This is a genomic window from Brachybacterium sp. GCM10030252, assembly GCF_042666535.1.
Lineage (GTDB): Bacteria > Actinomycetota > Actinomycetes > Actinomycetales > Dermabacteraceae > Brachybacterium.
Genome location: NZ_JBHTDM010000024.1, coordinates 1 through 12540, shown reverse-complemented (window position 1 = coordinate 12540; position 12540 = coordinate 1). Strand labels below are relative to the sequence as shown.

Annotated in this window: 10 protein-coding genes and 1 pseudogene; 5 read left to right on the top strand and 6 right to left on the bottom strand. The window is 66.7% G+C overall.

Translation table 11 applies throughout. From position 1 onward, the window contains the following. The 3 genes from ACFQRJ_RS12725 to ACFQRJ_RS12715 form a co-directional block, all read left to right on the top strand. Positions 1–903: DNA/RNA helicase domain-containing protein (locus tag ACFQRJ_RS12725; RefSeq protein ID WP_377019516.1), on the top strand; the 903-nt coding region annotated here is incomplete at its 5' end. A 329-nt stretch (positions 904–1232) separates the two neighbouring features. After that, positions 1233–2462 carry a hypothetical protein gene (locus tag ACFQRJ_RS12720; protein ID WP_377019515.1) on the top strand — a complete coding sequence of 410 codons (1230 nt, stop codon included), beginning with the start codon at positions 1233–1235 and terminating at the stop codon, positions 2460–2462. 166 nt (positions 2463–2628) lie between these two features. After that, entirely contained in the window at positions 2629–4116 is a 1488-nt protein-coding gene (locus ACFQRJ_RS12715) for a C69 family dipeptidase (RefSeq protein ID WP_377019514.1), read from the top strand. 91 nt (positions 4117–4207) lie between these two features. On the opposite strand, the gene ACFQRJ_RS12710 is transcribed toward ACFQRJ_RS12715, so the two are convergent. From ACFQRJ_RS12710 to ACFQRJ_RS12700, 3 genes and pseudogenes are all read right to left on the bottom strand, one after another. After that, positions 4208–4915: a hypothetical protein gene (locus ACFQRJ_RS12710; RefSeq protein WP_377019517.1), complete on the bottom strand. Its 708-nt coding sequence runs from the start codon at positions 4913–4915 to the stop codon at positions 4208–4210. 776 nt (positions 4916–5691) lie between these two features. Beyond that, positions 5692–5826 (bottom strand): annotated as a pseudogene (locus tag ACFQRJ_RS12705) (SWIM zinc finger domain-containing protein); the annotation flags it as partial. 107 nt (positions 5827–5933) lie between these two features. Then, the gene (locus ACFQRJ_RS12700; RefSeq protein WP_377019512.1) at positions 5934–6608 is read right to left on the bottom strand and encodes a LysE/ArgO family amino acid transporter; all 675 of its coding nucleotides are present in this window, start codon (positions 6606–6608) and stop codon (positions 5934–5936) included. A 14-nt stretch (positions 6609–6622) separates the two neighbouring features. On the opposite strand from ACFQRJ_RS12700, the gene ACFQRJ_RS12695 reads away from it, so the two are divergent. Both ACFQRJ_RS12695 and ACFQRJ_RS12690 read left to right on the top strand, forming a co-directional pair. Continuing rightward, positions 6623–7522 carry an ArgP/LysG family DNA-binding transcriptional regulator gene (locus ACFQRJ_RS12695; RefSeq protein ID WP_377019510.1) on the top strand — a complete coding sequence of 300 codons (900 nt, stop codon included), beginning with the start codon at positions 6623–6625 and terminating at the stop codon, positions 7520–7522. Between the two features lie 176 nt (positions 7523–7698). Next, the gene (locus ACFQRJ_RS12690; RefSeq protein WP_377019509.1) at positions 7699–9312 is read left to right on the top strand and encodes a helicase; all 1614 of its coding nucleotides are present in this window, start codon (positions 7699–7701) and stop codon (positions 9310–9312) included. A 260-nt stretch (positions 9313–9572) separates the two neighbouring features. Here the strand turns inward: ACFQRJ_RS12690 and ACFQRJ_RS12685 are convergent, their stop codons facing one another. From ACFQRJ_RS12685 to ACFQRJ_RS12675, 3 genes are all read right to left on the bottom strand, one after another. Further along, positions 9573–10499: a carbohydrate kinase gene (locus ACFQRJ_RS12685; protein WP_377019508.1), complete on the bottom strand. Its 927-nt coding sequence runs from the start codon at positions 10497–10499 to the stop codon at positions 9573–9575. A gap of 241 nt (positions 10500–10740) precedes the next feature. Next, positions 10741–11838, bottom strand: coding sequence for a glycoside hydrolase family 172 protein (locus ACFQRJ_RS12680; protein ID WP_377019506.1), 1098 nt, complete (start codon positions 11836–11838; stop codon positions 10741–10743). A 13-nt stretch (positions 11839–11851) separates the two neighbouring features. Next, positions 11852–12540 (bottom strand): carbohydrate ABC transporter permease (locus ACFQRJ_RS12675; protein ID WP_377019505.1); only part of this gene is annotated, 689 nt, incomplete at its 5' end.

Sequence of the window (12540 nt, the reverse complement as noted above, 5' to 3'; positions counted from 1 at the left end):
GGTGACCATGCGAATGGCACGGTCCCGGAACGACTGTGGGTACTTGCTCGGCATGTTCCAATCCTCCTCGTATCAGGATCGGAACGAAACCCAGGGCGCTTCAAAATCACTCGTCGCCTCTTCGGGGAAGATGACTATTCGATCAACCAGCTCGACTGGATTCGCAAGCGCGCCCGCCACACGATCCTGTTGCTCGACACAGCGCAGAGTGTGCGACCGATCGACATCGAACCCGAAGTCTTTGAGAGCGTCCTTGCCGAGACACGAAAGCAGAAGCGCCTCTACCCTCTCGACACCCAGATGCGCGTGAAAGGCGGCAAGGAGTACCTGAAGTTCGCCCGTGCCCTCATCTCCGACAACCCTCCATCTCGCGCCCCCGACCTCGGGGACTACGAGTTCGAGATCTTCGACGACCTCGGCGCCATGCACAAGCGTGTCCATGAGCGAGACGCCGAATACGGGCTTGCACGGCTCGTGGCCGGCTACGCGTGGAAGTGGCGGAGCAAGAACAAGTCTGGTGAGCATGATATCGAGCTCGATGGATTGGCCCTGGATTGGAACGTCACCGACGTCGACTGGATCGCCTCGAAGACATCCCTCCAGGAAGTCGGCTCTATCCACACCGTCCAGGGGTATGACCTCAACTACGCAGGCGTCATCATCGGCGGAGACCTGCGGGTCGATCCCAAGAGTGGCATGCTGGCGGCCGATCAGGACAGCTACTTCGACACGAAGGGCAAGCAGAACAACGGGATGCGTCGCCGTGACACCACTGACGATGACCTGTTGCGTTACATCACCAACATCTACCGGGTACTTCTCACTCGCGGAATGCGGGGAACTTTCGTGTACGTCGTAGATCCGCTTCTGCGTGATCGGTTCCAGCAGGTATTGCGAGGGTGAGCGACCATTGTGACGCCCCGGTGATCTCCCCAGCGAGGGTCGCGTCGACCGCGCGATCCCATTCCTCCCATTGCGAACCGCATAGTGCGCGGCGAACCGCTGACCCTACATCTCGTCACTGAGCTCCGACTTGATTTGCACAGGTTCGGCACGATTCAAGGTGTTGCGTCTGTTTGTGCAGTCATGGGCGTGCCGGGGTGGGTGCTGGTGCAGCTGAGGCTCAGCCTGTCGGGTGTCGCCCCCACGCCGTAGCCTCCAGCGGCAGATGGAGCTGCGCTCGTCCGCGCATACGGGCGGCGTCGGCTCGACAACATGACGAAGGGGACCCCATGGCAGACAACGCAACGACGATTCAGGTACGGGAAGTCGGTCGCCGTGACTGGCGACTCATCGCGCTGATGCAGATCGTGTGCGTCGGGGTCATCTCCGCCGGCTTCGTCGTCCTGGTGTTGATCGTCTGGAACGAGTTCACGTCGGCACCGACGATAGGCGCCGACGAACTCCTCATGATGCTCGGGAGTGGGGCGCGGGACGTGGTGATGGGGGCATTGGGCGTCGTGGCGACGGTGCAGCTCGCCTGTTTCATCGCCATCGTGACCGGTCAGATCGTCCACCAGGACGGCGCCGAGGAGTCCAAGCTTCGGAGCATGCTGAGCGTCATCTCGTTGGTGGCGGTGGTATCGGTCGGACCGGCAATCCTCGCGGTCTCCTTCCACTCCGCGCACTCGCGGGAGGACAGCGGCCTTCTCCTCGTCGTGATCCCGATCTACAGCCTGCAGCTGGCGATCAGTACGGTCATCGGCACGTTTGAGGTGGGTGACGACGAAACCCTCCTCGGCTTCGCGCAGGAGCGCAAGAAGCGGGCGATGGAACAGATCGTCCGTCTGGAGAGGTGGCCGACGGCGTCGGCATGGCGGGCTGTTCTCGCTGTCGGCGTCATGCTCGTTGCGGCCATGGTCCTCTCGGGGCCGGTCGCCGCCGTCCTGTCTCGCTGGTACGTGATTCCCCCACTGGGCGATGCGGTCCCGGCGACGTTCGCACTCGGCACCGGGGTCGCCGTAGGTGTACTCGGTCTCGTCGTGACGGACAGCCAGCTGAAGCGGTCCGCGGGCGCAGTCGACGTCATATCCGCCGTCATCATCCACATTACCGTCGGCTCATATTTCGTCTTTGTCTTTCTCCTCGCCTGGTTCAACTTTTGGCCGCTCGCCGTGCCGATGGCTGTTATGGCGTGCGTGCTCATCCTGCTGGCGATCACGTCGATCCCCGAGGCCCACCACATCCGAGTGGGACTCAAACCGCGGAGGGTGCCGATTCCAGTGCTCGGCGCCATCGGTCGTCTCGGGACTCGAGATGCCCTGAGATCCGCGCGCAAGGAGCAAGCTGACGCGCAAAAGCATGTTGATAAGTACTCGGCGAAGGTCGCCGAGCGCGAAGCGAAGCGCGCATCCACGGATCCTGCTCCGAGCGCCACCGCCGAGTTGCCTTCCGCAGATCCGTCGATCGCCGCTCCGCGCCGCTCCCGGCTCTCGCGCGCTCTCGCAGAGTTCGTCAACTGACACCGAGCCGAGTTCCCTCTACGACATTGCCGGATCAACCCTCCCGGGTCTGTGAGCTCTGCCTTCGTGCTTACTCATCGCAGGACAAGCGCCACACCGCGTTCCGCGCGCGGAGGACTACGGTGGACGCTGAGCGCCGCACCCACCGTCGAAGGAGTCCCACCCCATGCCCTGCACCACCCTCCTCGTCGGCCGCCGTGCAAGCGCGGACGGCTCTCCCCTCGTCGCCCGCACCGAGGACTCCGGCAACGGAAGCTTCGACCCGAAGCGGGTCGTGGTGGTGCACCCGGCCGACCAGCCCCGCAGCTACACCTCCGTGATCGGCAAGCGCACGATCACGCTGCCGGAGGATCCCCTGCGCTACACCGCGATCCCCAACGCCCTCCCGGATGAGGGGATCTGGGGCTGCGCCGGCATCAACGCGGCGAACGTCGCGATGAGCGCCACGGAGACGATCACGAGCAACCCGCGGGTGCTCGGCGCGGATCCGCTGGTCGAGCACGATCCGGGCACGGACACGCCGGGCGGTTTCGGCGAGGAGGACTTCGTGACCCTGGCCCTGCCCTACATCCGCTCCGCGCGGGAGGGCGTGGAGCGGCTGGGGGCGCTGCTCGCGGAGCACGGCACCTACGAGATGAACGGGATCGCGTTCAGCGACGAGCAGGACATCTGGTGGCTGGAGACGGTGGGCGGGCACCACTGGATCGCGCGGCGCGTCCCGGAGGACCACTACGTGACGATGCCGAACCAGCTGGGCATCGACTCCTTCGACCTCGACGATGCGGAGGGCCCCGGCCGCGACCATCTCGCGAGCCCGGACTTGCGGGAGTTCCTCGCGACCCACCACCTGGACCTCACCCTGGGAGCGGGCGACGGCTCCCCCGCGGTATTCAACCCCCGCGAGGCCTTCGGCTCCCACACCGACTCGGACCACGTCTACAACACGCCCCGTGCCTGGTACATGCAGCGCACCCTCAGCCCCGCCGGCGAGGACTGGGACGCGGGCCGGCCCGGGGCGAGTCCGGACTCGGACGACCTCCCGTGGAGCCGGCCCCCCGAGCGCCTGCTCACCATCGAGGACGTCAAGGACGTGCTGAGCTCCCACTACCAGGGCACCGTGTTCGATCCGTACTCACCCCGCGGCACCGACGCCGAGCGCCGCGCGTTCCGCCCCATCGGCATCAACCGCCACAACGCCCTCGCGATCCTGCAGATCCGCCCGGACCTGCCGGAGTCCTACCGCGCACTGCAGTGGGTCTCCTACGCCTCGAATCCGTTCAACACGCTGATCCCGATGTTCACGAACGTCGAGGAGGCACCCACGTACCTCACGACCACCGAGGCACGGGTCAGCACGGACAGCTTCTACTGGACCTCGCGGATCATCGCGGCCCTGGCCGACGCCCACTACGGGGAGGTGGTCCCCGCGATCGAGCGGTACCAGCAGCGCACCCTCGCGCTGGGCCACGCGGCTGTGCTTGCGGCGGATCTGGCTGCACAGGAAGCCGACGCAGCCACGGTGCCGGGCCTGCTCGCCGCGGCGAACACCGAGATCGCCGAACAGATCCGCACGGCGACGGACGCTCTGCTGGGCGAGGTGCTCTTCACTGCGAGCAACCATATGACCAACCGCTTCTCCCGATCGGATTCCTGAGAGCGGCGCCTGCGGCGGTCCGTCGGGCGAAGCGCCCAGATTGTTCGAGTAGCTCCGAGTCCGTCGTCCGGTCGACACAACCGGTCTCGCCTCACTTCGCCTGTGGCAGTCCCGCTCGGGTGAACTCGTCCTGCAGGGCAGGCCGGCGCCGATTGCGCTCGCGCACCTGGCGGACGTGATGATCGAACTCCTCGAGCCCGTCAGTGCGCTGCGCAAGGCGGCGAGCCTCACGGAGAAGAGCTGCGGCATGGCGATACGCAGGGCGAGTGCCGCCCTCGAGGCTGCGCTCGGCTTCGCGGAGCAGGACGGGCAGGGCGTCCAAGGGGTGGGCCTTGGCCCGCTCGCGCGCCACGTTCAGCCACAGCTCCTGCCGACAACCGCCTTCGTTGGCCGCGTCCCGGGCGGCTTCGGCGTCGCCTTCCCAGAGCAGGACGGAGACGACATCCGACCAGTCCTGCCTGCGGGCGTGCTCGCCGGCGGCCAGGTCTTTGAGCACGGCGAGCGCCCGATCGCGCCATCGTGAGAAATCCGCCCGGGTGCCGCTGCTGAGTTCCCGGTAGGTGACGCTGCCCGGTCGCTCCTCGAAGTTCTTCCAGAGAAGCTCCCCGACGAGCTCCACGCGTCCCGCGTCGCGGTGATTATCCGCCGCGAGTCCTCGCAGCCGCGGATCGCCGTCATCGGACTCGAGCCCGCGCCCGATCCATTCCAACGCCTCCTCGTTGCGCCCCTCGGCATGCAGCACTCGCGCGATGCGCAGGTAGTCGTATCCGCTCTCGGCGTCTTCCTGCAGCACCTCCACGAGAGCGTCGGCGCCGCCGATGACCTCGGCTGCCTGCTCGCGAAGGAAAGTCGCGCTGAAGCGACCGCCGTCGAAGCGATCCCTCCCCGCCCCAGTTCCCGCCAACGCTGCTCGACGAGGTCGCGGTATGCGGCAAGGCCTCGCTCCCCGAGGATCTCGGCGTACTGCCCAGCTGCGGTATAGAAGACTTCGTAGCCGCTGGCCACCGCCCGCTCGACCAAGGTTGCGGCGAGCTTCTCCGGATCGGGCCGCGAGGCCTGGCTCGCCCGCAGGTGGATCTCGTCGATCTGCTCGATCACGGCCATCAGTCCGCCGTCGGAGTCATCGACCTGCCCTCCGAATTCCTCGACCAGATCGAGGGAGAACAGGGCGAGGCGTGCCGCGGAGGCGGCGAACCCTTCGTCCACGAGCTGGTCGACCTCCTCGAGCACCTGCCCGGTGCCCCAGAAGTAGTCCCCTGCCTCGTGGTAGCCAACGAAATGCTCGATCGAGAAGGCGTTGACGAGTGCGTTCTGCATCAAGGTCTCATTGAACGCCGTGTCAGCGGGAAGTCCTACACCGACCAGGAGTCGCGCGCGGAGCAACGGATCGCGCCGTGCCGACATCAGCAGTTCCTCCTCCAGCCAGTCCCGTGGCTGCTGGGCGAGGAATCTGCTCAGAATTTCGTCTTCGGCGGCCGACGGGTCGGGGTAGTTGCCTCCCTCGGTCTGCTGCGGATTCGTCGCGTCGTCGGCTGCTGCGTGGTCTGCCTCCTCCGCGGTCCACGACAGCATGGTGGCGACCATGTGCTTGCAGAAGAATCCCTCCTCCTCGGCGAAGGGGCACGTACAGCTGCCGGCCAGGCCACGATCTGCCGTCTCGATCTCGACCACGTACTTCTCGGAGCCGGCCGGCGGGAGACCCCGCAGCATGACGGGCGGGGCCGGACCGCCCGAGCCCACGGCGGCCACGCTCGTGCCTCCAGACCTGGTCCCCTGCATCACAGGGCCCGATCCCGGCGCCCACTGACACACCGGCCTCACCCGACGGCGAGCAGCGCCGCGACCATCAGCATGGTCAGCGCGACCGCACCGTCGAGCACCCGCCACGACCGGGGGCTGGTGAGATGCCGCCCCAGGCGGCGTGCCCCGAGTCCCAGCGCGGTGAACCAGATCGTGCTGCCGACCAGGGCCCCACAGGCGAACAGCCAAGCCTGCGCTCCGTAGGTGGAGGCGATGGAGCCGAGCAGGAGGACGGTGTCGAGGTAGACGTGCGGATTCAGCCAGGTGAGCGCGAGTGCCGTAGCGAGAACGGGGCGCAACCTGCTCCCCCGCCCGGCCTCGTCGGCCTGCATGGACTCCCCACCGCGCAGCGCCCGGCGCGCGGCCAGAACCGCATAACCGAGCAGGAAGACGACGCCGGTCCAGCGTGCGGCGACGACCACCTCGGGCACGGCCCGCACCAGGGCGCCGAGCCCGCCGGCACCGGCCAGGATCAGCACGGCATCCGAGCCGATGCACACCGCCACCACAGCCAGGACGTGCTCGCGCCGGATCCCTTGGCGCAGCACGAACACGTTCTGGGAGCCGATGGCGACGATCAAGGTGAGGCCAGTGAGGAGGCCGTGCAGAGCAATAATCACCCGATCGACGCTAGAACCGTTCCCGATGAAGCGCCAGCAATCATTTCTACATTCGCTGTAGGAGTGCTTCATCTACCATGCGGAGCATGCGCATTGACCCCGCTCTCGCCGAGACCCTTCGCCTCGTGGCGGAGGCGGGGACACTCGAGGCCGCCGCCCGCAGCCAGCACATGACGCCCTCTGCGGTGAGCCAACGGGTGAAGCTGCTCGAACAGCACCTGGGCCAGCGCCTGCTGGTGCGCGCGAAGCCGGTGCGGCTCACCGCGCCCGGAGAGGTGGTGGTTCGCTTCGCGCGCGGCCACGCACTCCTCGAGCACGAGGCCGGCGCAGAGCTGGGGCTCGAGACGCCGGGCGAGCTGCCCCGGATCGGGGTCGCGGTGAACTCGGACTCGCTCGCCACCTGGTTCCTGCGGGCATTGACGGAGTTCTCCCGGGAGCACGATGCGCAGCTGGAGTTGCAGCGGGAGGATCAGGACGAGACCGCGCGGCTGCTCACCACCGGTGCTGCCATGGCAGCCGTGACCTCCGCCCGATCGGCCCCGCCCGGATATCGCTCGCTGCCGCTCGGTAGCATCGTCTACGTCGCGGTCGCGTCTCCGCGGTGGCGGGAACGTTGGGCAGAAAGCACGGCGGGCCCCGTGAGCCCGGAGGTTCTCGCCCGAGCGCCACGGATCGACTACGACGCGAATGATGACCTGCAGGCGACCTGGCTGCGCCGACAGGACGTGGACCCGTCATCGGCTCCGCGCCACCTGGTCCCCTCCACGCACGAACTCGCCGAGGCGGTAGTGGCCGGGCTCGGCTGGGGCATGCTGCTGACCATGCAGGCCGAACCTCTGCTCGCCAGTGGAGAGCTCCTCGCGCTCGGCGGCTCCCCGGTCACCTCTGCCCTGTACTGGCAGGTGGCGAAGACCCCGTCGGCCCTGCTCGATGCGCTCACGGACGCCGTGCTCGAGACCGCCCGGAACGAGCTTCAGCAGCGGTGAGCGCGACGGGCACCCTGGGCGAGCCGCCCAGGTCACCGTACGAACATCGATAACCTCGGTAGATGCCCAGCTCTCGCCGATCCAGCACGCGTCGATGCAGCAGGTCCCCGCGCCGGAAAGCGTCGAGCCAGTCGCAGCGGCCACTGCCTTTCGTTGGTCCGGGCGAGCGGCTCTGGGTGCTCGACGTCCCCTACGGCACCCAAGTCGACAATGCCGCCTGGCACCCCGCGGTGAAGATGCACCTCTACGTCGGCCGCTCGCTGCCCGAGCATCTCGCGCCCTACGCTCCCGGACCGCACACCCTCGGTAGGTTCCTTGAGAACACCCTCAACCCCGACGATCCCGCACCCACCGCCGAGCCGGCCGAGGACCTCGAACCACGCCAGAACCAATACGAGGCGGCCGACGCGATCGCGGAACACGCCGCGGCAGGTGGGCGGCAGTTTCTACTGGCCGACGAGCCCGGCGTCGGCAAGACGATCTCCGCCGTGCTCGGAGCCACAGCAGTGGGCGATCTGCGCGGCGCCGAGCGGGTGCTCGTCGTCGCCGACCGGCCCGCGGCGATCACGATCGGGCACTGGTGCCGCACCATCACAGCGCTGGGCGACGGCGGTCTGGAGTGGGTGGTGACCACGTGGGACCGCCTGGAGAAGGTCACGGGCCACACGTGGGACGTCATCATCGCGGACGAGGCCCACGCGCTGCGGCGGACCACGACGAAGCGGTGGAAGCTCTGGGCACGGATCTCAGGGCACGGGAAGTCGCATAACAAGGCGCCGTTCGTCATCGCGACCACCGCGACTCCCGGTCACACGCCGCTCGAGCTGCCCTACCTGGCCCCGGCCTACGCGCAGGCGCACGGGGAGACCATGAAGGAGTGGACCTCGGCGTCCCAGCCGGGCGCCACGTTCGCCGCCGCGCTCGAACGCCACGGGGTGGGCGTGGAGCGGGGACGCTACGGCGCGACGTGGACCACCGACGCGGAGCGTCGCGCCGCGGATCTCGCGCGGGTGCGCGGCTGGCTCGAGGTTCAGCGGCCGCCGGCCATGCTGCACCGCGCGGCGCCGTGGGGTCCGGTGCCGATCTCCGGGATGCCGGTGACGCTCACCCCGGCGGAACGGGAAGCGTACGAGGCCGAATGGGGCGAGTTCTGCCGCGAGATGGACATCGCCCGGCGCGGCCGCAACACCGCCAAGGGTCGCGCAGCGCTGCTGCGCTTCCGCCAGAAGGCCGGGCTGATCCGCGTCGACTCCACGGTCGCTTGGATCGCCCAGCAGGTCGAGGCCGGGCGACAGGTGGCGTGCTCGGTCGAGTTCGTCGGTACCGCTGCCGACCCGATCGCCGAACGGTTGCGCGATTCCGGCCTTGAGGTGGCCACGATCTACGGGCAGGGACGGTTCGACGTCGAGGCCGAACGGCTCCGGTTCCAGACCGGGCAGGCGAAGGTCTGCGTGTTCACCACGGTCGCCTCGATCAGCCTGCACGCCGGCGAGACTCTCGAGGGCGGACGCCAGGCGAGCACCGAGCCGCGGGTGGGCGTGTTCCACCAAGCTCGTTTCTCGGGCATCGCGGGCCGGCAGGTCACCGGCCGCACCCACCGAGACCAGCAGGTCTCGCCGTGGCACATCGCCTATGCCCAGGGCACGGTGGAGGAAACGGTCAGCAAGGTGATGGTGGAACGCATTGCCGCGGCTTCCGACACCGTGGGTGGAGACACCGATGGCCTCACCGACATCGCCCAGCTGCTCGGTGCGGACTGGCTGCCGCCCGTGAGCTTGACCTCGGATTGAGCTCGATACAACCGGTCAAATACGCCGGGCGTCACCATACCGGACGATCTCCGAGCGTCGTCTCCGTGCCCCACGCTTTGGTCATCACCAGCCTGTTTCAACAGCCACTGCGGGGCTCACCGCTGAGTTCTGCGACCTGTACCCCGGACAGCGTGGTTTGGGGCCGTAGATCGTGGATCCGACGGACCCCGTGAAGCCAGGTGCGGCCGCGGCCGCGCTCGAGAGATAAAATTGCATCGGAACTTGTCCGCGTCACAAGTTTATCTAGCTAAGTCGCGACGGTTCGGCGGGTTTGCTCCAGCACGGGAAACGGTGATCGCTGCGCTTCTCAGTGCGGTTTGCGCGCAGGCATCGATGAGCTCCGCTTCAACCGCTTTCCCGGTCAGCTGGTTGGCGGCGCCGGAGCGGATGGCTTCATAGATCAGACCCGACATGAATGCGTCTCCCGCGCCGACGGTGTCTACGACAGTTGCAGGTTCGGCGGGCAGGCGTCTCAAGGTGTTATTTGATGCGATCACGCATCCGCGTTCGGCACGTGTGAGCACAAATAGCAGGACTCCAAGTGAGGCGAATCTTTCCGCGAGAGCACCAGGCTCCGTGCCGGGGTAGAGCCAAGCCGCATCTTCCTCACTCATCTTCACGATGTGGGCTAGCGAGGCAAAGTTCTCCACGCGCGCTCGGGTGGTCTCGCGCGGTGGTGCCAGTGAGGGCCGGATGTTCGGGTCGAAACTGATGAGCGTTTTTTCTGGGAGCCGACGTAGGGCCTCGTCGATCCTCGACGCGCCCGGCTCGAGGATCGTGGCAAGGGACCCGGTGTGGACTGCGAGTGGGGCTTCCACGTGCACCTCCCGGAGGTCCCAGCCGATATCGAAGTCGTAGGTAGCGGAGCCGTCAGCCCCGATGCTTGCGTGGGACGTTGACGTCCGCACTGCTCCGCGGCTCCCTGACTGCAGAGTGACACCCGCATCCGCAAGATGACTGTTGATCACCTCGCCATTCGGGTCGTCGCCGATGCGTGTGGCCAGCTCTGTGGGAACCTCAAGCCGCGCCAAGCCAACCGCCACGTTCAGCGGACTTCCACCTGGATGAATGGAGTGTTTCCCGGATTGTCCAGTGACAATGTCGATCAGCGATTCCCCGATCACCACGACGGTGGGCGCGTTCGGTCGTGCGGCGGTGAGCTTCATGGGGTCTTTCCGGTGGAGTGGGATTCCTAGCGCATTCCTGGGAGAGTGCTGAAAAATCCCGCTAGGATCGGAAGAGCTTCAGGAGTCCTTGGGCTCGACCTATTTGGCACACCGCCCTGACGGCCGTTAGGCGAAGACTGCCTGAGGGTCTCTCAATAGTCGGAGGCGTCGCACTGCGTGAGCGGAGACGTACCGCCGCACCCCCGGGAGCCAGTGCTGAGGCACTGGCCCCCGGGGTGGCTCAGCGCGGCCTGCGGTCCTCGGCGCTGCCGATTGCTCCATCGACACCGGTCGGGTGATCGAGATACCAGTAGGCGACGCTGGCGATGTCGTCGTTGCGCTCGAAGAGCCCGTTGTCCCAGTCACCGATCATCTGCTGGGTGACGCGCAGGTCTTCGGCGAAGTGGATCGGGTCGAGTGTGTGCCAGCGGTACATGTCGAACTGCGGCGGCATCGCGCGTTCGTAGTTGGAGAACTTGGTGGTCTCCTTCGTGGCGACGCGGGTGAAGCCGAAGGAATGGCTAGAGTACGTGCCGGGCACGGGCTCGGGATCCTTCTGGAGACCGTCCTGGAAGGCCCACGAGCCGCCGACGTAGTCCTCAAGGCCGGTGCTGGTTAGGGAGGGCCACTGCTGATCCCCGTCGATGAAGAACTTGATCTCTCCCTCGCCCCACCAGTACCGCTCCAGGGACGTCACGGTGAAGAAGGAGCCCAGGTACACGCCTCGTCCCTTCACGGTGTCGAGTACGACGTGGTCGTTGCCCTTGCCGGCGTCGCCGTTGGTGCGCCGCCACTGGGCGTGGAAGTAGCCCATGTCTTCGCTGAGTTCGTCTCCGGTGGTGCAGTCGACCTGGTAGAAGAATCCCTTGACGGTGTCGGGGTGCTGGCTCTCGATGACGATGCGGGCCCTGGTTCGGAACGGCATGGCGATGAACGCGTTGAACCCGGAGTTCGGGGCGACCACGATCGGCAGCGATTCGACTCTGCTCGAGACGGAGCCGCCACAGCAGAAGAAGTCGCCCAGAGGTGCGACGACGGACGGCTCGGCAGAGTCGTCCCAGTACATCTTGATCACCAGGTTGCGATAGACGAAGGGGTTCGCCTCGGTGATCGCGTTGCACGTGATCCACAGGTGACGGAGGATCCCAGGGCCCGCGACGTCAGCGAGGACCAGCTCCTGGCCGGGCTGCAGGTCGACTGCTGGGGATCCCTTCCGTCCGGTTCCGAGGCGGGAGGCCGCCTGCGCCGCGGCTCCCTTGCGACCCTCGGGGTTCTCGGCATTGAAGGTGCGAGTGGTGATGCCGCGCTGCATGCGGGTCGGAGTGAAGATGTCGAACAAAGATGCTCCTTGGTTACTTCACGGCACCGGCGGTGACGCCGTTGCTCAGGGTTCTCTGGAAGATGAGGAAGAAGAGGATGGTGGGAATCAGGGACAGGAACGAGCCGGCGTTGACGACTGTCATGTCTACGGTGTGCTGGCCGCGCAGGGTGGCCAGGGCGATGGGGATGGTCTGTGCGCTTTGGTCGTTGAGCAGGACGACGGGGATGTAGAACTCGTTCCAGGTCCAGATGAAGAAAAAGACCATCAGGACCGACAGGGTCGGGCGGATCACCGGGACGACCACGGTCCAGAGGATGCGCCAGCGCCCCGCACCGTCCATGCGAGCTGCTTCGAGCAGCTCTTTCGGGAAGGTGCCGAGCACACCGGAGAGGAGGTACGTTCCGAACGCTCCCTGCAGGACGATGAAGATGATGATCACTGACCAGATCGTGTTGAGCGTCCCTGTCGCTTGAGCGATGTAGAACAGGGGGTAGATCAGTGCCTCCTGCGGGATCATCGTCGCCAGCAGCAAGATGGCGAGGACGCCCGTGCGCATGCGGATGCGACCGATGCCGATGGCGTAGGCCGCGAGCACCGAGAACAACACACCGATGACTGAAGCGCCCTGGGTTTCGTTCCGATCCTGATACGAGGAGGATTGGAACATGCCGAGCAAGTACCCACAGTCGTTCCGGGACCGTGCCATTCGCATGGTCACCG

Bases quoted from the DNA above. Each gene is read 5' to 3' on its own strand.
- ACFQRJ_RS12720 (WP_377019515.1), top strand. From the start codon at position 1,233: ATGGCAGACAACGCAACGACGATTCAGGTACGGGAAGTCGGTCGCCGT.
- ACFQRJ_RS12715 (WP_377019514.1), top strand. From the start codon at position 2,629: ATGCCCTGCACCACCCTCCTCGTCGGCCGCCGTGCAAGCGCGGACGGC.
- ACFQRJ_RS12700 (WP_377019512.1), bottom strand. From the start codon at position 6,608: ATGAAGCACTCCTACAGCGAATGTAGAAATGATTGCTGGCGCTTCATC.
- ACFQRJ_RS12695 (WP_377019510.1), top strand. From the start codon at position 6,623: ATGCGCATTGACCCCGCTCTCGCCGAGACCCTTCGCCTCGTGGCGGAG.
- ACFQRJ_RS12685 (WP_377019508.1), bottom strand. From the start codon at position 10,499: ATGAAGCTCACCGCCGCACGACCGAACGCGCCCACCGTCGTGGTGATC.